The sequence below is a fragment of the Aeromonas sp. FDAARGOS 1411 genome (assembly GCF_019047125.1).
Taxonomy (GTDB): Bacteria; Pseudomonadota; Gammaproteobacteria; order Enterobacterales; family Aeromonadaceae; genus Aeromonas; species Aeromonas veronii.
The window spans coordinates 2,481,889-2,505,600 of sequence record NZ_CP077214.1 but is presented as its reverse complement, the minus strand read 5'-3'; the positions used below and the strand labels follow the sequence as shown (position 1 = coordinate 2,505,600).

Here is a 23,712-nt window from a genome sequence, read left to right as displayed (position 1 = left end):
ATGAGCGACACCCTCTCCCGCCACCGTCAATTGTGTGAACTGCTTACCGAATATGGTCACCAGTACTATGTGCTGGATAACCCCACAGTGCCGGATGCCGAATACGATCGCCTGATGCGCGAGCTGCTTGATATCGAGAAGCAGCAGCCTTCGCTACGAACCCCGTCTTCACCAAGCCAACGAGTTGGAAGTACCCCTTTGCCTGAGTTTCGGCAAGTGACCCATGAAGTTCCCATGCTCAGTTTGGATAATGTCTTTAATAATGAAGACCTTGATGATTTTGTTCATCGGATTGAAGGACGCTTAAAATCTACTGACTCTTTGAAGTTTTGTTGTGAGCCAAAGTTGGATGGACTTGCAGTTAGCCTGCTTTATGAGAATGGAATATTAGTTCAAGCCGCAACTCGCGGGGATGGACGAGTTGGGGAAAATATTACTGATAACGTTAGAACTATTCGGTCTGTTCCCTTGGCTCTTCAAGGTAAAGGTTGGCCGTTACGTTTAGAGGTTCGTGGCGAAGCCTTCATGAGGAAGAAGGACTTTGTTGATCTGAACGAACGAGCTTCTGCTGCTGGTGAAAAAGTTTTTGTTAACCCACGTAATGCTGCGGCTGGCAGTTTGCGCCAGCTCGATTCGCGTATTACCGCTAACCGCCGTTTGAGTTTCTATGCCTACGGCGTCGGTGTCGGCGGCGAGCAACTCGGTGACTCTCACTTCGGTCGTCTCAACCAGCTCAAAGCGTGGGGGCTGCCGCTTAGTCCCGAGGTGAAGCTCAAAGAGGGGGCCGCCGGTTGTCAGGCGTTCCACGACGACATTCTGGCCCGCCGTGGCGAGCTCCCTTACGAGATCGACGGCGTGGTCTACAAGGTGGATGCCATCCCCCTGCAAGAGGAGTTGGGCTTTGTGGCCCGCGCCCCGCGCTGGGCGACCGCCCACAAGTTCCCGGCGCAGGAGGAGATGACAGAGCTTGAGAACGTCGAGTTTCAGGTTGGTCGCACCGGCGCCGTGACGCCGGTGGCCAAGCTTAAACCGGTGTTTGTTGGCGGCGTCACCGTCTCCAATGCCACTTTGCACAATGCCGACGAGATCGAGCGCCTTGGCGTGATGGTCGGCGATACCGTGATCGTGCGCCGGGCAGGGGACGTGATCCCGCAGATCGTGGCAGTGGTGGAGGCACAGCGCCCTGTTGATGCGCGTGAAATTCTCTTCCCGACCGAGTGCCCGGTGTGTGGTTCGGCAGTGGAGCGGCTGGAAGGGGAAGCGGTTGCCCGCTGCTCCGGTGGCCTGTTCTGCGAGGCGCAGCGCAAGGAGGCGATCAAGCACTTCGCCGCCCGTCGCGCCATGGATGTGGACGGCCTTGGCGACAAGATTGTCGAGCAGCTGGTGGACAAGGGGCTGGTGAAGACCCCCGCCGATCTCTTCAGCCTCAATGCCATCCAGCTGGCCGGTCTTGAGCGGATGGGGCAAAAATCGGCCCTCAATCTGGTAGCCGCCATCGATGCAGCGCGCAGCACCACCCTGCCGCGTTTCCTGTTTGCCCTGGGGATCCGCGAAGTGGGAGAGGCGACTGCGCTCAACCTTGCCAACCACTTCCTCACCCTGGATGCCCTGCGCGCGGCCTCGGTGGAGCAACTGCTCGAAGTGGCCGATGTGGGTGATGTGGTGGCCAAGCATGTCTACTACTTCCTGCGTCAGCCCCACAACGTGGAGGTGCTGGAAGCCTTGCTGGCTGCCGGCATCCACTGGCCGGCTATCGAGAAGAAAGAGGCCGCGGAGCAACCCTTTGCCGGTAAGACCTTCGTGCTGACCGGTACCCTGACCACCTTGTCGCGCAACGACGCCAAGGCGGCGCTGCAGGCGCTGGGGGCCAAGGTGGCGGGTTCGGTATCTGCCAAGACCGATGTGCTGGTCGCGGGGGAGGCGGCCGGTTCCAAGCTGACCAAAGCACAAGAGCTGGGTATCACCATCTGGACCGAAGAGGAGCTGCAACAGGCGTTGCAGGGCTGATAGCCCTCACCAAGCCTGCTAACCGCAGCATCCGATATAAGAGAACCCGGCATGGCCGGGTTCTCTTTTTTGTTTCGGCGGTTACTCACGCCAGAGGATTTTGTGGCGCCATTTGTCGGGCACGGTGAGCTGCCAGCGGGCCAGCTCGCTCTTGCTGAAGACATATTCGCCGCGCAGGGCCGCGCGGGGGGAGATGGTACGGGGCAGGGTGCCCGCCAGTATGGTGTTGATGAGGCTGGCTGCCTGTATCCCCTGATCGTGGCCGTCCAGCACCAGCCCACCGATGGCCATCCCCTTGCCGACGGTGAATTCCCAGAAACAGAAGAGCGGCACCGGCGTGTTGGCGCTGGTCCACTCCAGCACCGTCTTTTCGCTCACATGCTTGCCATTGTCATCAACCAGCGTGTGGTAGAGGCCGAGGAAGATTGCCTGATAGCCGTTCTTCTTGGCGTTGAGCACCGCCTCCTGCCAGAGGCTGTAATCCCCCATCAGCTGGCTGTTGATCCGGGTCTGACCGACTCGCAGCTCGGTCTGGGTCTTGAATTCATCCTCAATGGCAGTGAGGGCTACATTGCTGGAATCAAACAGTACTAGCGCCTTGTCGAGCCCTCCCATCATCTGGCTTATTTCGCTGATGTTGCGCTTGAGCAGGGGGCGCTCCAGCACGCCGGTTATCTTGGGGTGGCCGACAAAGCCCTTGAGACGGGGGTTCTCGTTCATGCCGAGAAACACCACCGGGGTACCCAGCGAGGCGATCTCGTTGGCCAGATAGTTGATGGCGTTGTCATCCCCCAGTACTACCAGATCCGGTTTGCTCTTCAGATAAAAGGCGATGGCTTGCTGGGCGATTTCGTCGAACTTCTCCCGTGGATGGCGTTTGGTGTCCATATAGAAGTGAGTGATCTTGTGCTCCCCCTGCAAGCCATCGAGCAGCCCTTTGTTGTAGCTTTGGTCCCACAGGTATTCGGGATGGTAGCTGCTGATCACCAGAATGTTGGCGGCCCAGAGCGGCAGAGAGAGGGTGGATAGCAGTAGCAACAGCAGAGAGGTGCGCATGGGTTGTCCCTTGTCGAGGGGGAAAGAGTTCTTGTTCAGTATGGGCGGTTTTGGTTGACGCTGTCATCTCGAAACCGGTGCGGTGGGGGGCGATTTTTTTTCGGGTGGGTGGATCGGACGCCAGCCCGCACCCCGCTTGAGGTTGGATTTGAATGGGGCTCTTTTGGGTTGGTCGTGAACTGTCCCGCTCGCTGAAAAACCTGTTCTGGATCAAGAAATGAGGCTTCGCTTTGGTGCCTAATAGACACCACATATAGGGACGCATTCGTTTTTAATCCCTATATGTTGTGTTATTAAGCTGTGTATAAGCTGTTCCCCTCCTATCTTCAGCCCAGGCTTGTCAAGCCTCGGCTGAATTTATTTGCGTCCAGGACGAGATGCCGGGAGGGGGGCCCAACAAGGGTGAGCCAGAGGCAAATGCCTGGCCTTTTAACGGGGAAAATCCATGAAACCGGTTGTGATCAAACGTGACGGATGTCGCGCACCATTCAATGCCCAGCTGATTGCAGAGGCGGTCAGCCGTGCGGCGGAAGCGGTCAATCAGGCCAATCCGGCACTCGCCTCCCGCATTGCCAATGCGGTGAGTCAGGAGCTGGAAGGGCGTGGTGAAGTTGATATCCACGAGATCCAGAACCGGGTCGAAAACCACCTGATGGCTTCCGACGACAAGGCCATCGCCCGTGCCTATATCGAATATCGCCACGATAGGGATCAGGCCCGCGAGGCGCGCGGCCGTCTGGCGCAGGAGATCCGCGGTCTGGTTGAGCAGACCAATGCCGCCCTGCTCAACGAGAATGCCAACAAAGACTCCAAGGTGATCCCGACCCAGCGCGACCTGCTGGCCGGTATCGTCGCCAAGCACTATGCCACCAGCCACATGCTGCCCCGTGATGTGGTTCAGGCCCACGAGAGTGGTGATCTGCACTTCCACGATCTCGATTACTCACCTTTCTTCCCGATGTTCAACTGCATGTTGATCGATCTGAAAGGGATGCTGACTCACGGCTTCAAGATGGGCAATGCGGAGATCGATACCCCAAAATCCATCAGCACCGCCACGGCCGTGACCGCCCAGATCATCGCTCAGGTGGCGAGCCACATCTATGGCGGCACCACCATCAACCGCATCGACGAAGTGCTGGCCCCCTATGTGACCATCAGCTGGCAGAAACACCGTGAAGTGGCCGAAGAGTGGGGCATTGCCGATGTGGAAGCCTACGCCATGGCCCGCACCGAGAAAGAGTGCTACGACGCCTTCCAGTCGCTGGAGTACGAGGTCAACACCCTGCACACCGCCAACGGTCAGACGCCGTTCGTCACCTTCGGCTTTGGTCTGGGGGACAGCTGGGAGTCGCGGATGATCCAGCGTGCCATCCTCAGCAACCGTATCGCTGGCCTTGGCAAGAACAAGAAGACCGCCGTGTTCCCGAAACTGGTGTTCGCCATCAAGGATGGCCTCAACCACAAGCAGGGCGATCCCAACTACGACATCAAGCAGCTGGCGCTGGAGTGTGCCTCCAAGCGGATGTATCCGGACATCCTCAACTACGACCAGGTCGTGAAAGTGACCGGCTCCTTCAAGACCCCCATGGGTTGCCGCTCCTTCCTCGGTGCCTACGAGGAGAATGGCGAGCTGATCCACGAAGGTCGCAACAACCTGGGTGTGGTGAGCCTCAACCTGCCGCGCATTGCGCTGAAATCCCGTGACGAAGCGGACTTCTGGGATCGTCTCGATGCCTCCCTGCGGGTCGCCAAGAAGGCGCTGATGTACCGCATCACCCGTCTGGATGGCGTCAAGGCGCGGGTCGCACCGATCCTCTATATGGAAGGGGCTTGCGGCGTGCGGCTGAAGGCGGACGACAACGTCAGCGAGATCTTCAAGAACGGTCGTGCCTCCATTTCCCTCGGTTATATCGGGGTTCACGAGACCATCAACGCCCTGTTTGGTGACAAGGTTCACCTGTTTGACAGCACCGAGCTGCAACAGAAAGCCATCGCTATCATCGCCCGTCTCAGGGCGGCCATCGATGAGTGGAAAGAGGAGACTGGCTACGGTTTCAGCCTCTACTCCACCCCGAGCGAGAACCTCTGCACCCGCTTCTGCCGCATCGATGCCAAAGAGTTTGGCGTGGTATCCGGTGTGACGGACAAGGGTTACTACACCAACAGCTTCCACCTCGATGTGGAGAAGCAGGTCAACCCGTACGACAAGCTGGACTTCGAGGCGCCCTATCCGCCCATCGCCAGCGGTGGCTTCATCTGCTACGGCGAGTACCCCAATATCCAGCACAATCTGGAAGCACTCGAAAACGTCTGGGATTACAGCTACGACAAGGTGCCCTATTACGGTACCAACACCCCCATCGACGAGTGCTACGACTGCGGCTTCACCGGCGAGTTCGAATGCACCTCCAAGGGCTTCACCTGCCCGCGCTGCGGTAACCATGACCCGGCCAAGGTGTCGGTGACCCGCCGTGTCTGCGGCTACCTCGGTAGCCCCGATGCGCGCCCCTTCAATGCGGGCAAGCAGGAAGAGGTGAAGCGCCGCGTCAAACATATGTAAATCGCTAAAGACTCCCTATGATACAGGGAGTCTTACTTTATGAAGGTTGAGCTTATGTTTCTAAAACCGATGTCGGAGAAAATGCTGAGGCAATGGGTAGCGCGAGATACTTGGCATGAAGTGCATATTAATGACACCCAATTTTTCTATCGTTTTATTCATGCCTATGTGACAGAGCATGGCTACGCACTAGATGAAGAATTGCTGCGGGATAAGATCTTATTCATGTTGAACCGGAGTGAAGATCAGTATTTCCAGACACTTGCTAGTGAAAGAGTCCGTTTTATGAGTGGTCTGCTGGAATATCTCAAATACACCCAGAACCTTCAGTCATGAATTACCACCAATACTATCCGGTCGATGTGATCAACGGCCCTGGCACCCGTGCCACCCTGTTTGTCTCGGGTTGCGAGCACCAGTGCCCGGGTTGCTACAACCAGAGCACCTGGCGGCTCGATGGCGGCAAGCCGTTCGATCAGGCGATGAGCGATCGCGTCATTGCGGATCTCAACGACAGCCGCATCAAACGGCGAGGTCTGTCGCTCTCCGGCGGCGATCCACTCCACCCGGCCAACGTGCCCCACGTGCTGGCGCTGGTGAAACGGGTACGCGCCGAGTGTCCGGGCAAGGATATCTGGTGCTGGACCGGCTACCGGCTCGGCGAGCTGTCAGAGGCCCAGCGCGAGCTGGTGGCCTTGCTGGATGTGCTGGTGGATGGCAAGTATGAAAAGGAGTTGGCAGACCCAGGCCTGCTCTGGCGTGGCAGCAGTAATCAGCAGATCCACGACCTCAACGCCTGGCGTGATGCGGGTGAGCGAATTCCCTGTCTGGTTTGCAGTTGAAGTCCGGGATGTTTATGGTTAGCCCATTCCAATCCTGACGACATTTTTGAAAAGGAGAGCCGAGATGAACAATCTGCTCAAGATCCTGCTGGCCATTTTCCTGCCCCCGGTGTGCGCCTTTATCCAGGTGGGCTTTAGCCTGCACTTTTTAATCAACATAGTGCTGACCCTGATGGGCGGTCTGCCGGGCATGGTCCATGCGCTCTGGCTGGTGGTGAGCGACAAGCGCGGCTGATGCCTTCGGCTGGTTAGTGAGCTTATTGACGATAAAAGGGCCAACCTCTCGGGGATGGCCCTTTTGTTCATGTTCATACGAATACTTTTTCGTTAGGATGGGTGACTGACCAAAAGGGCGCGCGTTGAGCGGCCCGCAGTCCGGCAACAAGCACCGGCAGAGAACAAGGAGCGTTACATGAAGTGGAAAGTCGCAGTATGGTCAGGTCTGGCAGTGACACTGTTGCTGGGGTGCTCATCCCGTCAGGAGGTAGCGCACGAGCGCGCTCCGATCGCTATCCCTCTCGAGCAGTTGTCCAGCTACTGGGTTCAGGAGAAGCAGTGGTCATGGCTTGGTAATGACGAGCCCGCCCTGCCGGCCAAACCGGTCAAGGGGTATGTGGAAGTTCGCTATCAAATCGACGCCAGCGGCACGCCGGTCAAGCCGGAAGTGGTGGCGGCCGAGCCCCCCGGCGAGCTGGAGCAGAGCGCGCTGGCGACCCTCTCGCGGATCCGCTACAGCCCGGCAGAGGGCAACCCGGATGCCATTCCGGTCGAGGTGACCAACCGCTTCGAGATCGAGATCAACTGATCCCCCATCACTCTGATGCCAGAGAAAGAGAGACCCCGGCCAGGCCGGGGTCACGTTTATTGCTGTTTGCAGTCGTTGTAGGCGGTCTGCCACTCGCCATCCTGATCCCGCAGCTCGACAAAGCCCTCATCCCCCTTGTTCCACCAGACGGCTTCGTGCTCGTCCGTATAGCGGGCGCCGGAGGCCGAGACGGCCTGGGGCAGGGTGTAATCCTTGCCGTCCGGCAGCGACAGCTTGATAAAGCTGAGGCTCTCGTCGGAGAGTGCGAAATAGCGAACCTGCACCTTCTTGCCCTGCTCGCACTGGTAACTGATCGGTTCGCCACCAGTGACTGAGAGGGCATTGCCCTGATTGCAGCCAGCGAGCAGGCCGAGGGCCAGCGCACCAGCGGCCATCATATGTGCCTTATTCATGATTACAGCTCCATTGGTGTCATACGGGCGTGAGCCTAACAGGTTGCCGTTATTGTGCAATCCGCACAGCCATTCGGTGCGTCGCTCGCTGTCCGGCATACCGCGCGAGTATGAGGGGGCGCTATCAGGAAGGCATCGTCAATCAGTAGAGGCCAAGTCTGGTTTCAAACTGGCGGATCAGCGTCTCATAGATGCCGTTGTTTTTGATCTTCTGCAGCCCCTGCTCGAACTGTTTGGCCAGCGCTTCCCCTTGCGGGTGGTGGCGGGAGAAGGCAAGCCAGAAGCCATCGGTGGAGAGCTTGCCAACCTTGACCACCTTGCCGGTCAGCTGCTTCTGCTGGATCTTGAGATAGCCCGGCATGCCGTTCATCAGGATGTAGTCGACCCGGCCACGTACCAGCATCTCGAGGATCTGGGCATCGGATTTGGCCTGAAAGCGGGTGATCCTGGGGTTCTCCATAAAATCGGTGGGGTAGGTGTAGCCGAGGGTGATGCCCACCCGCTTGCCCTCCAGCGAGGTGAGCTTGAGATCCCGTTGCGGCTCGCTGGCGAGGGCGAAGATGGCAAGATCCTCCTCGAACATGGGGGTATCGTGCCAATGGTACTGGTAGCGGTTCTCTTCGGTGATGGTAGCGTTGAAGCACCCCGCAAGTTTGCCGCTTTTCGCATCGTGCATGCAGCGGGCGAAGGGGAGGGTGCGAAAGACAATCTCGATCCCTTCGGCGGCGAACACCGCCTTGACCAGCTCAGGCGCCAGTCCGCGTGGCTGGTCATCCTCATTGTCCTTGTCGCGCTCGCAGTAGGGGGCCCAGTCATCTTCGGCACCAATGACAAGCGGGGTGGCCCCGAGCGGGCTGGTAGCCAACAGCATCAGACAAACCAGCCATTTTTTTAACAACGCGACCATAGGTACACCTCATCGACAGCAGCCTTACAAGCATAGCCGTACTTCTGCGCTGAGCTGTGGTGGTGGGGGGATGACAAGGGAGGAACACGAGGGAGAGAAAAAACGCCCCGGCAGGCGACGGGGCGAAAGAGAGCTCATCCATGGGCTGACAACAGTGCTTACAACAGGAAATCAATAACCGAAGCGGGTCGCCTCGAAGCGATTGAGCAACCGGTGGACGAGGTAGCAGGCCAACAGGGTGACCACAATGGCAAACAGGATGCTGCTCACCCGGTAGAGGGCGCTGAACACCAGATCGTTGCCCGGGGTGAGGTACTGGCCAAACAGGATGCCGAGGGTAGTGAGAGCGCCAAAGCCGACTCCGGAGCCGCCTGCCTCCTTGACGTGGGCATGGCTGAACAGCATGGCGCCGAGCCACAGCAGTGGAGCTACCAGCAGCAGTTGCCCTGACCAGTCATAGAGCAGCAGTTGGCCGAGCAGGCCGAAGGTGACCCCCAGCAAGGTACCCATCGCCCGTTTACGGGCATAACTCAGCGCACCGTTCCAGTGCATGGGGAACAGCACCAGCAGGGTCGTGGCCTGGGCAGACATGGAGTCGCGCAGGTCAAACACCTGAAATACCAGAAACGACAGGGTGGCCACAGTGGCCCCCAGCAGAGCTTCATGGCGCATCCGGTGCGGCGCCTTGGGGGCCGAGGCTGGCTTGGGTCTGGCTTCCACATCCGGGATCAGCATGGTCATCAGGTAGGCGATCAGCACCGACAGCACGCTCGCCCAGATATTGTTGAGGATCAGGTCGTTGAGGTCGGTCTGCGGATAGCTGGCAAAGTGCAGCATGATGCTGAGGCTCAGCACCCCGTTGGCCCCGAACAGAAACAGGCTGCCCCGCGACATGGCGGCGAAACGGTAGAGAAACAGCAGAAAGGCGATAGGGGTCATCAGCGCCGGATGGCTGCCAAACAGCCCCCCCAGCAGCCCGACCTCCACACCACAGACCACCGCCGCCGCGATCAGCTGGCGTGCGGCATGGCCATTCATCACCGGCACCATCCCCAGCAGCAGCACCGGTGTGACCGTATAGAAGACCCCGTAATTCCAGCCAAACAGCTTGCAGAGCAAAAAGCCCGTGGTGCAGCCAAAGGCGATGCGCAGGCACTGGCGCAGCTCGTTGCCGGTGAGGGGCCGATACCAGAGGTGGGTGGCAGCAACACCGGCGGGGTGTGCTGCGGCGGTATTGGCCGACGGGTGAGTGGCGTGGTTAGTAGACATAATGGAGCAGGCTGAGCAGATGGATCTGGCCCCGTGCCAGCATGGCGGTCAGGGCATTGTCCGGCAGCAGTTGTACCGTGGCCCGAGCCCCGGCTGGCAGATGGTCGGGGAGCTGCTCCAGCTCGAGGTGCAGCCGCATCCGCTGGGCATCCCGTACCCAGCGATCAGACTCCACCGGCGCGGCCAGTCGACCATTGGCATCAAACTGACCGGCGCTCACTCCGGCATCCAGACTGCTTACCCGAGCAGGATAGAGCTGACCCGGCTCGCCATCGAAGGCGACCAGTGCACGGGTTTGCTCGCCGACATGGCGCAGGCTCTTCTCCCGAAAATCGGCAATGACGTCCACCTGTTCCGACACCAGCGCCAGCAGCGGGCTGCCCGCGCTGGCGATGCTGCCCGGCTTGAGCTGCAGGTTGGTGATGGTGCCATCCTGATCCGCGTGAACCTGGCTGTAAGAGAGGGCCAGCTGCGCTTGCGCCAGCTTGTTGCGGGCCTGGCGCAGCAACAGATTGTCCTCACCGGTCACGCCACGACTGGCCTTGATCTGGGCCAGTTTGGCCTGACTGGCGCGCAGGTTGGCCTGGGCGCTGCGCAGGGCGCTGTCAGCCTCATCTTTTTGTTGCAGCGAAACCATGTGACGTTGGTACAGCGCATCGATCCGCTCAGCCTCGCGCCACTTCTGGCTGGCCAGGGTCTCTTTGGCGTTGATCTCGGCAACGGCGGCGGTCAGGGCGGCATCCAGTTCACTGTTCTGCTGCTCTGCCTGCGCCAGCGCAAGGCGGGCCTGCTCCACCGCCAGTTCAAAAGGGGCCGGATCCAGCCTGAACAGCAGATCCCCCTTCTTGACCTGCTGGTTGTTGTGAACGGCGACCTCGATCACCTTGCCGCTCACCTGGGGGGCCAGCTTGGTGACCACCCGGGTCGCCATCGCCTGAGGGGTGAGGGGCATCAGCAGGTCGGCTATCAGAAAATAGGCAAACAGGGTGGCAAAGCCCGCCATGGACCATTTGATCCAGCGGGTAAATTGTTGATCCGGGGTCATCTTATTCTCTCTCTGTGTCGGTCTCGGGAGGACTTGTATCGCCTCCGGCTTGTCGGTCGTGGTGTTGTTCAATCTTGCTGAGGGCGTTGGCCGAGATCCGCTGCACCGTGGCTTCGAACAGCTGCAGGGTCTGCTCGTCGATGCCCCCCAGCAGCTCCCGGCGGATATTCATGATGCGGTCGGCGATCTGATCGAGCAGGGTCTGGCCAGCCGGGGTCACGCAGACGATGCGGGCCCGCTTGTCCTGACTGCAGCAGTGACGCTCAATCAGTCCCTGCTCTTCCAGCTGGCCCAGGGTGCGCATCAGGGAGGGGAGCTCTATCTCGAGGGCTTCGGCCAGGGTCTTCTGGCTGACATGGTTCCCCATGCGGGAGAGCTTCCACAACGCGGTCCAGCGGGGATGGGTGAGGCCAAGGGGAGCCAGCTCCAGATCGGCGGCAGTACGCCATAGCCGGTGCATCCGCGCTATCTGCTCGGCGAGCGACAGCTCGCGCAACCTTTCCAGATCCGTCATCTTCTCATCCTCAATGTACTTAGCCTGCTAAGTATCATACTTGTTTAGCAGGCTAAGTAAATAGTGTGATGCGGATCATGTTTCTGGTCGGATCTTTCGCTGGTGCGAGTTAGCAGCATTCGAGCCCCTGATATTATTCTCGGGGCTGATCCACTCGAGGCTCTCTTGCCGATTCGGATATTGCGCCGTGAATGGAGGATATCCGGCGATTATTTTCATGAAATTTTCAGCTTCAGCGAGCAGCTCTTTTTTTATCCGCTAATATTGATGGGGTTATAAAAAAAGGGGGAAACGGGTTGTGGATGGATATGACAGTGGATGTGTGTATCTGGCAATTGAAGCGCTGTTGAGTGATGGGGAATATGGTGCAGAGTCACACCATGGCGTGAATCGGGAAGGCGTTATCAGAAGTACCGATATCAGTCATGATTTTGACCCCGCCAATATTCCATTGCTGTTGGCAGAATAGACCTGACCGTGTGTGATCCTTGTGAGTTCAAGCCAGTGCTCTGGTATTCTCTGGCTTGGCTCATCACTATTTTAATCTCCCCTTTTTGCATCTTTCTCCTCACCCTTTTCATCGTGCGTGCTTCCTGCACGCCGACTCAAACCCTGATGTGGCACTCCGTGGCACTTGCGTTATGGCGATGACATTGCCCGCTGATTATCACTCACAGGAGCTGTGGCGATAAATGGTCGCAGAGCTTGTCATCTGGCTCTGTTATTTCCCCGAAGGGGGGAGATCATCGCATCGTTATTACTGCTGATCACCCAAATATCCGCCATTATGGTCGCTCGTTTTATCACCCTATTTCCTGACTTGGTCGGGTATCGGATGTCTGGTGTTCTATTGTGCTGCGCACGTTGGTGGCACCATGATGTTTAAGTTTTTAATGTTTTTATATGGCTTTGCAGTCTGGCTAACCGACAGGGGAGAGGGGGAACAATAAAGTAGCGGCCACAATCACACGCAGAGTACATAACAATGAAAAACCTCTCACCCCTACAAACCACACAAGAAAAGGCCGTCTTTATGGGCGGCCAACAAATTGCCGGTATGCCGCTCTTTATATTTCTCGGGTTGGCGACCTGTGTTCTCTTTTCCGGCTGGAACGGCTCGTTGCCGCTGGGCATGGTCGGTGCGCTGGCACTGATGTTTGTACTGGGCACCCTGCTTACCGAGTTGGGCGAGCGGATCATGCCGATCCGCGAATATCTGGGTGGCGGCACTATCCTTGCCATCTTCGGCGGTGCCGCCCTGTTTGAATATCAGTTACTGCCGGTGCAGGCGGGACAGGTCATCACCAACTTCATGAAGGAGGGGGGCTTTCTCAACTTCTTTATCGCCAGTCTGGTGACCGGTTCGGTGTTCGGCATGAGCGGCGCTTTGCTGAAAAATGCCGCCATGCGCTACCTGCCGGTCATTCTTGGTGGCGTCGCACTGGCACTGCTGAGCGTTGGTTTGGTCGGCTCCGTGATGGGGTATGGCTTCAAGAATGCGGTACTGCTGATCGGCCTGCCCATCATGGGCGGTGGCATGGGCGCTGGCGCGGTGCCTCTGGTGGAGATCCTCTCCGGCCCGATGCAGATGTCCAGTGCGGATCTCTTGTCACGCATGGTACCTGCGGTCGTGATCGCCAATACCCTGGCCATTCTGGTGGGCTCCCTGCTGGCGCGCCTTGGCCGCCGTTACCCCTCCCTGACCGGCAACGGCAAGCTGATGGTCAAAGAGAATTGCCAGAGCATTGCTGACGAGCAGGCCGAAGCGCCGACCCTGCAGAGTCTCGGTATGGGCCTTTTCATCAGCTCCAGCATGTTTGTGCTGGGCTCCCTGCTTGGCAACTTTATCCCCATGCACCCCTTCGCCCTGATGATTTTGGCAGTCGCCTTTATCAAGGTGAGTGGCCTGCTGCCGCGCCGTTATGAGCAGGCGGCAGCCGACTGGTATCAGTTTGTAGTGAGCAACCTGACCCCCTCCCTGCTGGTGGGGATCGGCGTCGCCTATACCAGTATTCCGGAGCTCATCAGCGCCTTCTCCATCAGCTACTTCGTACTGGTCATGGTCACCGTGATCGGTGGAGCCCTCGGCGCGGCGCTGGTGGGCCGGATGATCGGTTTCTATCCCATCGAGGCGGCCATCACCGGCGGACTCTGCATGGCCAACATGGGCGGCACCGGCGATGTGGCGGTGCTCTCGGCGGCCCAGCGGATGAAGCTGATGCCCTTTGCCCAGATCTCCTCCCGTCTTGGCGGCGCCGTGATGCTGATCCTGGCTACTGCTCTTATCTCCCTGTTCGCCTGATACCGGATTGAGGAACAAACAAAATGAACGATATCATGATGGGCACCAGCCTGCCCTATGCAGAACGCAAGCGTCAGGGTGTGCGAGGCCGCATTCCCCACAAGGAGGAGTCTCTCTCCCAGCAGCGGCGCCGGATCTACCGACTGGTCAGCGCCATGCAGAGTCCGTTTGACCAGCATCTGCTGCTGCGCCAGTTGCAGGAGGACAACCCTGTACTCTTCTACGATCTGGTGCGTCACCACCTGCCGGAGCTGCTGCCGATCATCTACACCCCGGTGGTGGGGGAGGCGTGCCAGCGCCACAGCGATCTCTATCTGCGCAGTCACGGTCTCTACCTCTCCTGGCATGACAGGGACGATCTTGACAATATCCTCGAGTCGGTGGAGCAGGAGGTGGACGTGATCGTCATCTCCGACGGCGAGCGGGTGCTGGGGCTCGGCGATCTCGGTATCGGCGGCATGGGGATCTGCATCGGCAAGCTGGCGCTCTACTCCGCCGCGGGTGGCATCAACCCGGCCCTTACCCTGCCGCTCTGTGTCGATGTGGGTACCAACAATCCCGAGCTGCTGGAGGATGACTCCTACCTCGGCTGGCAATCCCCGCGCATTGACGGCGAGAGCTATTACCACTTCATGGACAAGGTGGTGGCCGCCATTCGCAAGCGCTGGCCGCAGGTGGTGCTGCAGTTTGAAGACTTTGCCGGCAAGCATGCCGCCAACCTGCTGACCCGTTATCGGGACGAGCTCTGCATGTTCAACGACGATATTCAGGGCACGGCGGCGGTCGCCTCCGCTTGCGTGCTGGCCGGGTTGCAACAGGCGGGGACCGCCCTCAGTGATGCCCCGGTGCTGATCGTCGGGGCGGGCTCTGCCGGTTGTGGTATCGCCGCCATGCTGGCCCAGCTGGCAGGGAGCCACAACGGCGTCTGGCTGTTTGATCAGGACGGGGTGGTCTGCGCCGATCGTCCCAACTTGACTCGCGCCCAACAGCCGTTTGCCCGCGCCGTTGAGGAGGGGAGTAGTTCGCTGCTGGAGACCATCCGGCAGGTGCGTCCGGCGGTCTTGATTGGCGTGAGCGGGCAGGGTGGCATCTTTACTGGCGAGGTGCTGCAGGCGATGGGGGAGGTGTGCGATCAGCCGGTGATCCTGCCACTCTCCAACCCGACCCGCAGTGCCGAGGCCACCCCCGAGCAGGTGTGGGCCGCCACAGATGGCAGCGCCCTGCTGGCCACCGGCAGCCCCTTTGCGCCGGTGACGGTGACCGGTGAGCGGCGGGTGGTCTCTCAGTGCAACAACGTCTATGTCTTCCCGGGGATCGGTCTCGGAGCCTGCGCGGTCAAGGCGCGCCGCATCAGCGATGGCATGTTGCTGGCCGCGGTGCGGGCAGTTGGCGCCTATCCGCTGGTGGCGGGTCGGCTGTTGCCCCCCATCGAGCAGGTGGGAGAGGTGGCCCGCGCCGTCGCCAGAGCGGTGGCACTCTGTGCCCGCGAGGAGGGGTTGGCCGATTTTGTCGGCGATCCGGCACCTTTGATTGACCAGACCTGGTGGCATCCGCACTATTGGGCAGCGTCCTGACGTTTTAAGGTATGTGCATGAAACTTCGCCACCAGCTTGTCACCCTCTCTCTTGGGCTCTCCCTGCTGCTGATCCTCATTCTGGGCAGCCTGCTGGCCCTCTTTATCCGTCATCTGCTGGAGAGCAACTTGCAGGATAAGGGGAGCGATCTGGCTCGGGTCATGGCGGCGGATACCCGGGTGGTCGAAGCTCTGCGTCAGGGCAGTGATCCTACCCTGCGCGACTACGTGGAGGCCGTCTGCAACCGCACCGACGCCACCTATATGGTGGTGACCGACGAGCATGGTCGCCGCCTCAGCCACCCCAACCCCGAGCTGGTGGGGCAGAAGTTTCGCGGCGAGGATATCTGGCCCGCGCTGCAGGAGCGGCGCAGCTACTGCTCCAAGGATCGGGGCACCATGGGGCCGGCGATCCGCTGCTTCTCCCCGGTGGTGGGCGGTGACGGGCGCGTCATGGGGGCCGTGGTGGTGGGCTACCTGATGCAGCAGGTGGAGGGCATCTATATGGAGCGGGTGGCCCTGCTCATCAGCGCCATAGTAGCGGTGCTGGGGTGCGGCCTGCTGCTGGCACTCTGGGTGCAATACCTGCTGCGCAAGACCCTGCTCGATCTGGAGCCGGAGGCGATCGTGCGCCGCTTCACCCTGCAGGATCTGGTGCTGGAGCACATCACCGAAGGGGTGATCGCCCTCGATGGCCGCGGCAACATCAACATGATCAACAGCACCGCCAGCTATCAGCTGCGGCTGCCGGTTACCGGGCGCCATGCCCTGCAGGGGCAGTCGCTGGCGGAGCTGGTGCCACCCCTTGCCCCCTGTCTGGAGCAGGAGGGTGGGGAAGTGAGCTTCACTATTCAGGGGGAGTCCTTCGTCGGCCGCTGGCAGGCGGTGCAGGGCAAGGCACCGGGGCGGCTGCTGATCTTCAGCCGCCCAGAGGTGGCTGCCAGTCTGGGGGTGCAGGTGACCCACCTGCGCCAGTATGCCGAGATGCTGCGGATGCAGAGCCACGAGTTCGCCAACAAGCTGAGCAGCCTCTCCGGCCTGTTGCAGCTGGGCCATGTGGATCAGGCGGTGGAGCTGATCCAGCAGGAGAACGAAGCGTGCCAGACCATGCTGCAGGAGCTGCTGCGGCTGATCGACAACAAGCCGGTGGCGGGGCTTATTCTCGGCAAGTTCAGCCGGGCTCGCGAGCTGGGGGTGACCCTGGAGCTCGATCCCGATTCGGCGCTGGCGGAGTATCCGGCCTCGGTCTCGGCCGATCTCATCACCCTCATTGGCAACCTGCTGGATAACGGCCTGCAGGCGGCCTGGCGCAACCGCCAGCAGCGGCCGCCGCGGGTGCTGCTCTCTCTGTGCGATGTGGGGCGGCGACTGGTGATCGAAGTGGAGGATAGCGGTGAGGGGGTCGACGAAGAGCTGGCCGATCACCTGTTCGATTACGGGGTGAGTCGCCAGAGCGGCGATCACGGGGTGGGTCTGTTCCTGGTCAAGGAGACCGTGGGTCGGCACGAGGGTGTGATAGAATGGCGGCGAACCGCCGAGCAGACCACCCTGTTTGGTATCTACTTGAATAAAAACCAATTAATGTGAGCCATGGACCCAATAATCACGCTTGTTATTGAAGATGACGATCGGATCGGTGCCATCTTGTCAGAACTGGTGGCGGCGACACCCGGTTTCTCCCTGCTGGGGCGGGCTGGCACCCTGGCCCAGGCCGATGCCATGATGGCCGGTGTGGTGCCCCAACTGCTGCTGGTGGATGTCTCCCTGCCCGATGGCTCCGGCCTTGAGTGGGTGAGCCGCCTGCGCAGCCACAACCGCGAAGCCTATGTCATCATGGTGACTGCCTCGCGGGATGTGGAGACCATACAGCAGGCCCTCAATCTGGGGGTTCATGACTACGTCATCAAACCATTGCGGCTGTTTCGCATCCAGCAGAGTCTGGACGAGATCCTGCAACTGCACAGCCGCCTCTGCGAGCGGGGTCGGCTGGAGCAGGAAGATCTCGACAAACTGCTGGGCAAGGGGGGGCGCTCCCAGATTAAGGAGATGCGTGTCACCCCCAAGGGGATCGACAGCATCACCCTGCGTCAGGTGCTGGATCTGCTGGCGGGTGAGCCGGAGAGCGTCTTCTCCACCGACACGGTGGCGCTGCGACTCTCCCTCAGCCGCACCACGGCGCGCCGCTATCTGGAGTATCTGGAGTCGGAAGATCGGGTGGATGTGGATCTCAACTATGGTCAGCGGGGGCGGCCGGAGCGGCGCTACCGCTGGCGCCGGGCGGGGTGAAGTTGGTTCACAGTCGCCAGAACACGATAGAAATGAACAAGGGAGCCAGCGGCTCCCTTGTTGTTTTTGGCATGTTGCCCGTCAGGCTGCATTGCGCTCCGGCAGTGGGACACGCTTTTTCAGCTGGGAGGTCATCACCCCGCCCAGGATCAGCCCGCCACCCAGCAGGTGATAGCCGTGGATCGGCTCGCCCAGGCCGACGACGGCGATCAGCGCCGTACAGAGTGGCATCAGGTTCATAAAGACCGAGGTGCGCTCTGCCCCCATGCAGGCGAGGCCGCGCATCCAGCAGTAAGCCGCCAGCAGGGAGGAGGCGAGCCCGGCGAAGAGCACCAGACCCCACCCTTCGGCCGGCACCGCCATCGAATCGGCACTGAGAGCGAGTGGCACCAGCAGCAGTACCGCCAGCAGGATCTGCATGTAGAGGTTGAGCCAGGGGCCAAACGGCAGTTGCCAGCGGCGGATCAAGAGGCCGTAAAGGGCGTAGCTGGCGGAGCCGAGCAACATCATGCCATCCCCCGGGTTGATGCCGTTATGGAGCAGGGCGAGCGGTTCGCCCTTGCCAAGCAGCCAAAGCACTCCGAACAGGGAGATACTCATGCCGAGCAGTGCCTGTTTGCCGGGACGCTGGCCGAAGAAGAGCGCCCCTTGCAGCAGGGTGAGCAGCGGAATGAGGGAGCCGATCACTCCCATATTGGTGGCCGAGGTGCTGTGGGCGGCGTAATAGGCCAGGCACTGGTAGAGCACCATACCGAGCGCCGCCAGCACCAGCAGCTTGCCGAGCCAGGGGCGAACCTCACTGCGTCGCCGCCAAAGGGTGGGCAGGCAGAAAGGGGTCAGCGCCAGGGCGGCGATCACCCAGCGATAGAAGGAGATAGCCGCGGGGTCGAGCACGCTGGCGGCCGCCTTGGAAACCACGGTATTGGTAGCCCAGATCAGCACAGCCATCAGCGGAAAGAGAAGAGGGGAAAAGATTCGCATCAGAGGCTCCTTATTAACAGGGGGTCAAGTCTACCCTTGTCTTTATATTATCAAGTAGCGTAAAACAGACAGATGACCCAGCAGAAAAGACAACTCTTTCTGATGCACCTTATTCCGGCCCACCCGGACTGCGTCTGCCCGCAACTGATGGCTGCTTTTGGTCTGTGCCGGGGACCGAGCCAACAGGGCGTTGCATCACGCCTGCTCCTCTCTCTCGCTGACAAGGGGCGCTGATGGCCACTCACCACTTTCAGCCGGTAGATGTCGTTCTGCCCGCTCCCAATCCGCTCTTTTTCAGTTACCAGCAGATGCTGGCCGACAGCGCGACCGTGCTGCACTCCCACCCCTGGGGCCAGCTCAACATGATCAGTCTGGGGATCATGGAGATAGAGCTGGGGGATCAGCGACTGGTGGCCCCTGCCGACTACCTTATCTGGGTACCGGCGGATCTCGAGCACACCTCCTACAACGAGCAGACCCTCGACTACACCTCCATCTACGTCAGCCACGAGCTGGCGGCCAAGCTGCCGCCAGAGCCCAGATTGCTGCTGCTTACCCCACTTATTCGCGCCCTGCTGAGCGATTTTTGCGAACGGCGGGTAGGCCATATGGTGGATGAGTGGGATCAGCGTCAGGCCGAGTTACTGGTGGAGCGACTGGCGCGCACCCGCTGTCAGGAGAGCTACCTGCCGATGAGTCAGGACAAGCTGTTGGCTCCCATGCTGGCGGCGTTACACAGCGATCCTGCCGATCCCCGTACTCTGGTCCAGTGGGCCGGACAACTGCACACCACAGAGCGCACCCTGGCGCGGCGCTGCCTGCGGGAGCTGGGGATGAGTTTCGGTCAGTGGCGGGCACGGCTGCGGCTGCTCAAGGCGCTGGCCTGGCTCAAGGGGGACATGCCCATTCAGGAGATCAGCTGGCGGCTCGGTTACGGCTCCACCTCGGCCTTTATCGCCATGTTCAACCGGGAGCTGGGCTGCTCCCCCCAGCGTTATCGCCTACAGTCAGCCCGATAACAAATCGCCGGACATGTCATCTGATGAAGCAAAACAAGGAGGGCGCCCGCAGGCGCCCTTTCTGATGACATCTGCTTGCGCTAGAAGAAGCCGAGCGGGTTGATGTCGTGACTTACCAGCAGGTTCTTGGTGTTCTGGTAGTGGTCCAGCATCATCTTGTGGGTCTCGCGGCCGATCCCCGACTTTTTGTAACCGCCAAAGGCGGCGTGTGCCGGGTAGGCGTGGTAGCAGTTGACCCAGACCCGGCCAGCCTGAATGCCACGCCCCATGCGCCAGGCCAGATTGCTGTCGCGGGTCCACAGGCCCGCACCCAACCCGTACTGGGTGTCGTTGGCAATGGCCAAAGCATCCGCCTCGTCCTTGAAGGTAGTGACCCCGAGTGCCGGCCCGAAGATCTCCTCCTGGAACACCCGCATCTTGTTCTGACCGGAGAAGATGGTGGGCTGGATGTAGAACCCCCCCTCCAGTCCGCTCACCTTGGCCGGGCCGCCGCCGATCAGCATCTTGGCCCCTTCGCCGCGGCCGATCTCCATGTAGCCCAGGATCTTGTCGAACTGCTCGCGGGACGCCTGCGCACCCACCTGAGTGGCGGTATCGAGGGGGTTGCCCTGCACTATGGTGCGGGCACGGGCCAGCACTCGGTCCATGAAGTCGTCATAGATGCTGGCCTGCACCAGCGCGCGGGAGGGGCAGGTACACACTTCCCCCTGGTTGAAGAAGGTCATCAGCATCCCTTCTACCGCCTTGTCGATGTAGCTGCTCTCGTGCTGCATCACGTCGGCGAAGTAGATATTGGGGGACTTGCCCCCCAGCTCCACGGTGGAAGGGATCAGCTTGTCGGCTGCGCAGCGCAGGATATGGGCGCCCACTTCGGTCGAACCGGTAAATGCCAGTTTCTGGATCCGGTTGCTGGTTGCCAGCGCCTGACCTGCCTCGGCGCCGAAGCCGTTGACCACGTTGACTACGCCGGCAGGCAGGATGTCCTTGATGAGATCCATCATCAGCATGATGGTGACCGGGGTCTGCTCGGCGGGCTTGAGCACGCTGCAGCAACCGGCCGCCAGCACAGGGGCCAGCTTCCAGGCGGCCATCAGCAGCGGGAAGTTCCACGGGATGATCTGGCCGACCACGCCGATGGGTTCCTTGAAGTGGTAGCTGACGGTGTTCTGATCCAGCTCGGCGGCCGAGCCCTCCTGAGCGCGAATGCAGCCAGCGAAGTAGCGGAAGTGATCCACCACCAGCGGCAGGTCGGCGGCCAGGGTTTCGCGCACCGCCTTGCCGTTCTCCCAGGTTTCGGCGATGGCGAGTCGCTCGATGTTCTGCTCGATGCGATCGGCGATACGCAGCAGCAGATTGCTGCGCTCGGTGACGCTGGTCTTGCTCCAGCTGGTGAACGCCTTGTGGGCGGCATCCAGCGCCAGTTCGATATCGGCGGCGTCGGAGCGGGCGACCTCGCAGAATACTTTGCCATCCACCGGCGAGATGTTTTCAAAGTAGCGGCCGGCGCGCGGAGCCACCCACTCACCACCGATGAAGTTGTCGTAACGGGACTTGAAGCTGACCAGGGCACCTGCCTGACCGGGAGCGGTATAAATCATCTCATCATCCTTTATGTGTGTGATCCTGACCGGGCTGACTGACAGACCGGTTGCCAGCTGATATCGCAAGGGGCGTGCCAAAGGGTCTGACCAGCAGGCAAAAGGTTACAAAAACGTTATCAAATGGGGTGTGGCGGCGTATCTTGGTTAACCAATGACCACGGCTATTGCGATAAAACTGTACCGTTTCTGGACAGTGGCCGAGACAGTCGTGCTGTTTGTGAACAGGAGGCGTGATGAGTGAGTCACTTCAACCCGGTCCCGGTCCGATCCAGCGTTCCTGGCAGCGCTGCCTGCATCAGGGGCTGAGCCGCCAGCAGAGTGCCGATCTGGACTTGCTGCCCCTGGGGGAGCTGTCGGCCCGTCAGGAGCAGCACAGGGCGCTGATCGCCTGCTTCCAGCGCTTCGTGCTGCCGCTGTTTGCCCAGCTGCTGGCGGGTCGCCCTTGTCGCCTGTTGTTGTGTGACGGTGAGGGGGCCATTCTGGCCGCCAGCGGTGATGAGGGGTTCGCCCGCCATGCCGAGCGTATCTTTTTGCGCAGTGGTGCCCGCTGGGGTGAGGCGAGCAAGGGCACCAATGCCATCGGTACCGCGCTGGCCGAGCAGAGTGAAGTGCAGGTGCTCGGCAATCAGCACTTCTTCGCCCAGCACAGCTTCCTCAGTTGCAGCGCTTGCCCGTTGCTCGGGCCGGATGGGCAATTGCTCGGGGTGCTCGACATCTCCACCGATGCGGCCCATCACGATGGCGACATGCTGGGCACGGTGCGGCTGCTGGCGATGACCCTCGAAAACGCACTGCTGGCGCGTCAGCCGGGATGGCTGGTGGATCTCGATCCCCAGAGCCTCTGGTCCGCTCGCCTGTTGCTGGGAGAGGAGGGGGAACTGCTCGGCGCCAACCGGGCAGGTCGACTCTGGCTTGGCCAGCACCCTTTCGATGGCAGACAACTGCTGCGCGAGGGGCGTGGCTTGCGGTTGGTGCCAGAAGCGGACGCGACACCTTCCTGCACCGCGCTGCCGGGTCACTCAAGCCCGGTGCCACCTCCGCAGCAGGTGCCGCTCAAGATGCTGGAGCGCGGCATTTCACTGCTTATCGAGGGGGAGACTGGCAGCGGTAAAGAGCATCTGGTGCGGGCCCTGCACCGAGCGTCGAGTCGGCGGGAGCAGCCACTGGTGTGCGTCAACTGCGGCGCGTTACCAGCAGATCTGGTGGAAGCCGAGCTGTTTGGCTATGTAGGCGGGGCCTTCAGCGGTGCCCGCAGCCAGGGTAGTCAGGGTTATCTGCGTGCAGCCCATGGCGGCATGCTGATGCTCGATGAAATTGGCGAACTGCCGCTGCAGGCTCAAACCCGACTGCTGAGGGTATTGCAGGAGCGCAGCGTGACGCCGGTTGGCAGTCACAAGCCGGAGGCGGTGGATTTCTGGCTGGTCAGTGCCAGCCACCGGGATCTGGCGGCCATGGTGCAGAGTGGCGCATTTCGCGAAGACCTCTATTACCGGATCTGCGGCTGGCGTCAGCAGCTGATGCCGCTGCGCCGTTGGCCTGCCGCTGAGCGTCTGGGGCTGATCCAGCGACTGTTGGCGGAGATGGACCCGACCCTGCGTCTGACCCGCGATGCGGAGCAACAGCTGCTGGCCCATCCGCTGCCCGGCAACGTGCGCCAGCTCAAGCAGGCAGTGGAAGTGGCCTGTGTGCTGGCAGAGGGGTTGGGTTGGATAGAACCCGCCCACCTGCATCTGCCCAGTGTGGCCACAGAGCCCGGCGCCTTGCCGATGGGGGAGGCAACCAGCTTGCGTGAACAAACCCGGCGGCAGGTGCAGCAAACGCTGGCGGCATGCGGCGGCAATGTGAGTGAGGCCGCGCGCCAGCTGGGGATCAGCCGCACCACCCTCTACCGGACGCTGCGCGAAGAGCCTTGAGTGCTCACTCCCCCTCACCGGTCGTTTCAAGACGCACATGACGGCTGGAGCCCTACCCGTCCAGCCGCTATGATGCGCCTTTGCCGGGGGCATTGCACCCGTTGACTCATCCGTTGAGGATTTTCTGCCATGTCACAACACATCGGTGCATTGACCCTGCTGGTCGCCGATTACGATCAGGCCATTCGCTTTTTTACCGAGGGACTTGGCTTTGCGCTCCTGGAGGACACACCTCTCGATGAACCGGGCAAACCGGGCAAGCGCTGGGTGCGGGTTGCCCCCAAAGGCACCCCCGGTTCCGCGTTGCTGCTGGCACAAGCGGCCAATGCGCAGCAGCAGGCCGCCATCGGCCAGCAGGGCGGTGGCCGGGTATTTCTGTTCCTCGAGACCACTGATTTCTGGGGGGATTACCAGCGCATGCAGGCGTACGGTGTTCATTTTTGTGAACAGCCCCGCGATGAACCATATGGCACCGTGGTGGTATTTGAGGATATCAGCGGCAACCGGTGGGACTTGTTGCAACGTACTGCTGCCAACTGAATCTGAAAACGTTTATCATCCCGCCTGTCATAAAGTCATAAAAGTGTCACAGAAAATTCTAATAATTGGCGCACCC

At 60.6% G+C, this 23,712-nt stretch carries 22 protein-coding genes; 14 read left to right on the top strand and 8 right to left on the bottom strand.

The features are described from left to right. The gene (gene ligA, locus I6L41_RS11055; RefSeq protein WP_216958836.1) at positions 1–2,007 is read left to right on the top strand and encodes an NAD-dependent DNA ligase LigA; all 2,007 of its coding nucleotides are present in this window, start codon (positions 1–3) and stop codon (positions 2,005–2,007) included. Positions 2,008–2,088: 81 nt separating this feature from the next. Here ligA and I6L41_RS11050 read toward each other — a convergent pair whose 3' ends face one another. Next, positions 2,089–3,063, bottom strand: a complete 975-nt coding sequence (locus I6L41_RS11050; RefSeq protein WP_005338444.1) for an ABC transporter substrate-binding protein — start codon at positions 3,061–3,063, stop codon at positions 2,089–2,091. Between the two features lie 445 nt (positions 3,064–3,508). Between I6L41_RS11050 and nrdD the strand changes: the two genes are divergently transcribed. The 5 genes from nrdD (at position 3,509) to I6L41_RS11025 (ending at position 7,273) form a co-directional block, all read left to right on the top strand. Continuing rightward, entirely contained in the window at positions 3,509–5,626 is a 2,118-nt protein-coding gene (gene nrdD / locus I6L41_RS11045) for an anaerobic ribonucleoside-triphosphate reductase (protein WP_100654288.1), read from the top strand. A 39-nt stretch (positions 5,627–5,665) separates the two neighbouring features. Then, positions 5,666–5,962 (top strand): hypothetical protein, encoded by a 297-nt coding sequence (locus I6L41_RS11040; protein ID WP_230599605.1) that lies wholly within the window; start codon positions 5,666–5,668, stop codon positions 5,960–5,962. Then, entirely contained in the window at positions 5,959–6,468 is a 510-nt protein-coding gene (nrdG, locus tag I6L41_RS11035) for an anaerobic ribonucleoside-triphosphate reductase-activating protein (RefSeq protein ID WP_216958833.1), read from the top strand. The genes I6L41_RS11040 and nrdG overlap by 4 nt, the downstream gene beginning before the upstream one ends. 64 nt (positions 6,469–6,532) lie before the next feature. Further along, complete coding sequence (locus I6L41_RS11030; protein ID WP_005338440.1) at positions 6,533–6,703, top strand: YqaE/Pmp3 family membrane protein; 171 nt, start codon at positions 6,533–6,535, stop codon at positions 6,701–6,703. Between the two features lie 177 nt (positions 6,704–6,880). Beyond that, positions 6,881–7,273 (top strand): TonB family protein, encoded by a 393-nt coding sequence (locus tag I6L41_RS11025; protein WP_005358848.1) that lies wholly within the window; start codon positions 6,881–6,883, stop codon positions 7,271–7,273. A gap of 56 nt (positions 7,274–7,329) precedes the next feature. On the opposite strand, the gene I6L41_RS11020 is transcribed toward I6L41_RS11025, so the two are convergent. From I6L41_RS11020 to I6L41_RS11000, 5 genes are all read right to left on the bottom strand, one after another. Beyond that, the gene (locus I6L41_RS11020; protein ID WP_216958830.1) at positions 7,330–7,686 is read right to left on the bottom strand and encodes an MliC family protein; all 357 of its coding nucleotides are present in this window, start codon (positions 7,684–7,686) and stop codon (positions 7,330–7,332) included. Between the two features lie 142 nt (positions 7,687–7,828). Then, positions 7,829–8,557, bottom strand: coding sequence for an ABC transporter substrate-binding protein (locus tag I6L41_RS11015; RefSeq protein ID WP_234898496.1), 729 nt, complete (start codon positions 8,555–8,557; stop codon positions 7,829–7,831). A gap of 207 nt (positions 8,558–8,764) precedes the next feature. Continuing rightward, the gene (locus I6L41_RS11010; protein ID WP_216958824.1) at positions 8,765–9,862 is read right to left on the bottom strand and encodes a DUF2955 domain-containing protein; all 1,098 of its coding nucleotides are present in this window, start codon (positions 9,860–9,862) and stop codon (positions 8,765–8,767) included. Further along, positions 9,852–10,907, bottom strand: coding sequence for an HlyD family secretion protein (locus tag I6L41_RS11005; protein WP_040066685.1), 1,056 nt, complete (start codon positions 10,905–10,907; stop codon positions 9,852–9,854). The genes I6L41_RS11010 and I6L41_RS11005 overlap by 11 nt, the downstream gene beginning before the upstream one ends. Position 10,908: 1 nt before the next feature. After that, positions 10,909–11,421 carry a MarR family transcriptional regulator gene (locus I6L41_RS11000; RefSeq protein ID WP_005349886.1) on the bottom strand — a complete coding sequence of 171 codons (513 nt, stop codon included), beginning with the start codon at positions 11,419–11,421 and terminating at the stop codon, positions 10,909–10,911. Positions 11,422–11,719: 298 nt separating this feature from the next. Here I6L41_RS11000 and I6L41_RS10995 point away from each other — a divergent pair, with 298 nt between their 5' ends. The 5 genes from I6L41_RS10995 (at position 11,720) to I6L41_RS10975 (ending at position 17,582) form a co-directional block, all read left to right on the top strand. Then, positions 11,720–11,890: a hypothetical protein gene (locus I6L41_RS10995; protein WP_174218983.1), complete on the top strand. Its 171-nt coding sequence runs from the start codon at positions 11,720–11,722 to the stop codon at positions 11,888–11,890. Between the two features lie 516 nt (positions 11,891–12,406). Further along, positions 12,407–13,723 carry a 2-hydroxycarboxylate transporter family protein gene (locus I6L41_RS10990; RefSeq protein ID WP_216958822.1) on the top strand — a complete coding sequence of 439 codons (1,317 nt, stop codon included), beginning with the start codon at positions 12,407–12,409 and terminating at the stop codon, positions 13,721–13,723. Positions 13,724–13,746: 23 nt separating this feature from the next. Then, entirely contained in the window at positions 13,747–15,297 is a 1,551-nt protein-coding gene (gene maeA, locus I6L41_RS10985) for an oxaloacetate-decarboxylating malate dehydrogenase (protein ID WP_216958818.1), read from the top strand. A 17-nt stretch (positions 15,298–15,314) separates the two neighbouring features. Next, positions 15,315–16,883: a sensor histidine kinase gene (locus I6L41_RS10980; protein ID WP_021229142.1), complete on the top strand. Its 1,569-nt coding sequence runs from the start codon at positions 15,315–15,317 to the stop codon at positions 16,881–16,883. A 3-nt stretch (positions 16,884–16,886) separates the two neighbouring features. Beyond that, the gene (locus I6L41_RS10975; protein ID WP_075115718.1) at positions 16,887–17,582 is read left to right on the top strand and encodes a response regulator; all 696 of its coding nucleotides are present in this window, start codon (positions 16,887–16,889) and stop codon (positions 17,580–17,582) included. 81 nt (positions 17,583–17,663) lie between these two features. Here I6L41_RS10975 and I6L41_RS10970 read toward each other — a convergent pair whose 3' ends face one another. Then, positions 17,664–18,563, bottom strand: coding sequence for a DMT family transporter (locus tag I6L41_RS10970; protein ID WP_216958815.1), 900 nt, complete (start codon positions 18,561–18,563; stop codon positions 17,664–17,666). A gap of 233 nt (positions 18,564–18,796) precedes the next feature. Between I6L41_RS10970 and I6L41_RS10965 the strand changes: the two genes are divergently transcribed. Beyond that, positions 18,797–19,582: a helix-turn-helix domain-containing protein gene (locus tag I6L41_RS10965; RefSeq protein WP_216958812.1), complete on the top strand. Its 786-nt coding sequence runs from the start codon at positions 18,797–18,799 to the stop codon at positions 19,580–19,582. An 80-nt stretch (positions 19,583–19,662) separates the two neighbouring features. On the opposite strand, the gene I6L41_RS10960 is transcribed toward I6L41_RS10965, so the two are convergent. Further along, positions 19,663–21,180, bottom strand: coding sequence for an aldehyde dehydrogenase family protein (locus I6L41_RS10960; protein ID WP_005358870.1), 1,518 nt, complete (start codon positions 21,178–21,180; stop codon positions 19,663–19,665). A gap of 236 nt (positions 21,181–21,416) precedes the next feature. Here I6L41_RS10960 and I6L41_RS10955 point away from each other — a divergent pair, with 236 nt between their 5' ends. Then, a complete protein-coding gene (locus I6L41_RS10955) occupies positions 21,417–23,096 on the top strand; it encodes a sigma-54-dependent Fis family transcriptional regulator (protein ID WP_216958809.1) in 1,680 nt (559 codons plus the stop codon). A 129-nt stretch (positions 23,097–23,225) separates the two neighbouring features. Further along, entirely contained in the window at positions 23,226–23,636 is a 411-nt protein-coding gene (locus I6L41_RS10950) for a VOC family protein (protein WP_216958806.1), read from the top strand. Positions 23,637–23,712 lie beyond the last annotated feature (76 nt).

Excerpts from the sequence above, each read along its gene's own strand:
- ligA (WP_216958836.1), top strand. The coding sequence starts at position 1 with ATGAGCGACACCCTCTCCCGCCACCGTCAATTGTGTGAACTGCTTACC.
- I6L41_RS11050 (WP_005338444.1), bottom strand. The coding sequence starts at position 3,063 with ATGCGCACCTCTCTGCTGTTGCTACTGCTATCCACCCTCTCTCTGCCG.
- nrdD (WP_100654288.1), top strand. The coding sequence starts at position 3,509 with ATGAAACCGGTTGTGATCAAACGTGACGGATGTCGCGCACCATTCAAT.
- I6L41_RS11040 (WP_230599605.1), top strand. The coding sequence starts at position 5,666 with ATGAAGGTTGAGCTTATGTTTCTAAAACCGATGTCGGAGAAAATGCTG.
- nrdG (WP_216958833.1), top strand. The coding sequence starts at position 5,959 with ATGAATTACCACCAATACTATCCGGTCGATGTGATCAACGGCCCTGGC.
- I6L41_RS11030 (WP_005338440.1), top strand. The coding sequence starts at position 6,533 with ATGAACAATCTGCTCAAGATCCTGCTGGCCATTTTCCTGCCCCCGGTG.
- I6L41_RS11025 (WP_005358848.1), top strand. The coding sequence starts at position 6,881 with ATGAAGTGGAAAGTCGCAGTATGGTCAGGTCTGGCAGTGACACTGTTG.
- I6L41_RS11020 (WP_216958830.1), bottom strand. The coding sequence starts at position 7,686 with ATGAATAAGGCACATATGATGGCCGCTGGTGCGCTGGCCCTCGGCCTG.
- I6L41_RS11015 (WP_234898496.1), bottom strand. The coding sequence starts at position 8,557 with ATGCTGTTGGCTACCAGCCCGCTCGGGGCCACCCCGCTTGTCATTGGT.
- I6L41_RS11010 (WP_216958824.1), bottom strand. The coding sequence starts at position 9,862 with ATGTCTACTAACCACGCCACTCACCCGTCGGCCAATACCGCCGCAGCA.
- I6L41_RS11005 (WP_040066685.1), bottom strand. The coding sequence starts at position 10,907 with ATGACCCCGGATCAACAATTTACCCGCTGGATCAAATGGTCCATGGCG.
- I6L41_RS11000 (WP_005349886.1), bottom strand. The coding sequence starts at position 11,421 with ATGACGGATCTGGAAAGGTTGCGCGAGCTGTCGCTCGCCGAGCAGATA.
- I6L41_RS10990 (WP_216958822.1), top strand. The coding sequence starts at position 12,407 with ATGAAAAACCTCTCACCCCTACAAACCACACAAGAAAAGGCCGTCTTT.
- maeA (WP_216958818.1), top strand. The coding sequence starts at position 13,747 with ATGAACGATATCATGATGGGCACCAGCCTGCCCTATGCAGAACGCAAG.
- I6L41_RS10980 (WP_021229142.1), top strand. The coding sequence starts at position 15,315 with ATGAAACTTCGCCACCAGCTTGTCACCCTCTCTCTTGGGCTCTCCCTG.
- I6L41_RS10975 (WP_075115718.1), top strand. The coding sequence starts at position 16,887 with ATGGACCCAATAATCACGCTTGTTATTGAAGATGACGATCGGATCGGT.
- I6L41_RS10970 (WP_216958815.1), bottom strand. The coding sequence starts at position 18,563 with ATGCGAATCTTTTCCCCTCTTCTCTTTCCGCTGATGGCTGTGCTGATC.
- I6L41_RS10965 (WP_216958812.1), top strand. The coding sequence starts at position 18,797 with ATGGCCACTCACCACTTTCAGCCGGTAGATGTCGTTCTGCCCGCTCCC.
- I6L41_RS10960 (WP_005358870.1), bottom strand. The coding sequence starts at position 21,180 with ATGATTTATACCGCTCCCGGTCAGGCAGGTGCCCTGGTCAGCTTCAAG.
- I6L41_RS10955 (WP_216958809.1), top strand. The coding sequence starts at position 21,417 with ATGAGTGAGTCACTTCAACCCGGTCCCGGTCCGATCCAGCGTTCCTGG.
- I6L41_RS10950 (WP_216958806.1), top strand. The coding sequence starts at position 23,226 with ATGTCACAACACATCGGTGCATTGACCCTGCTGGTCGCCGATTACGAT.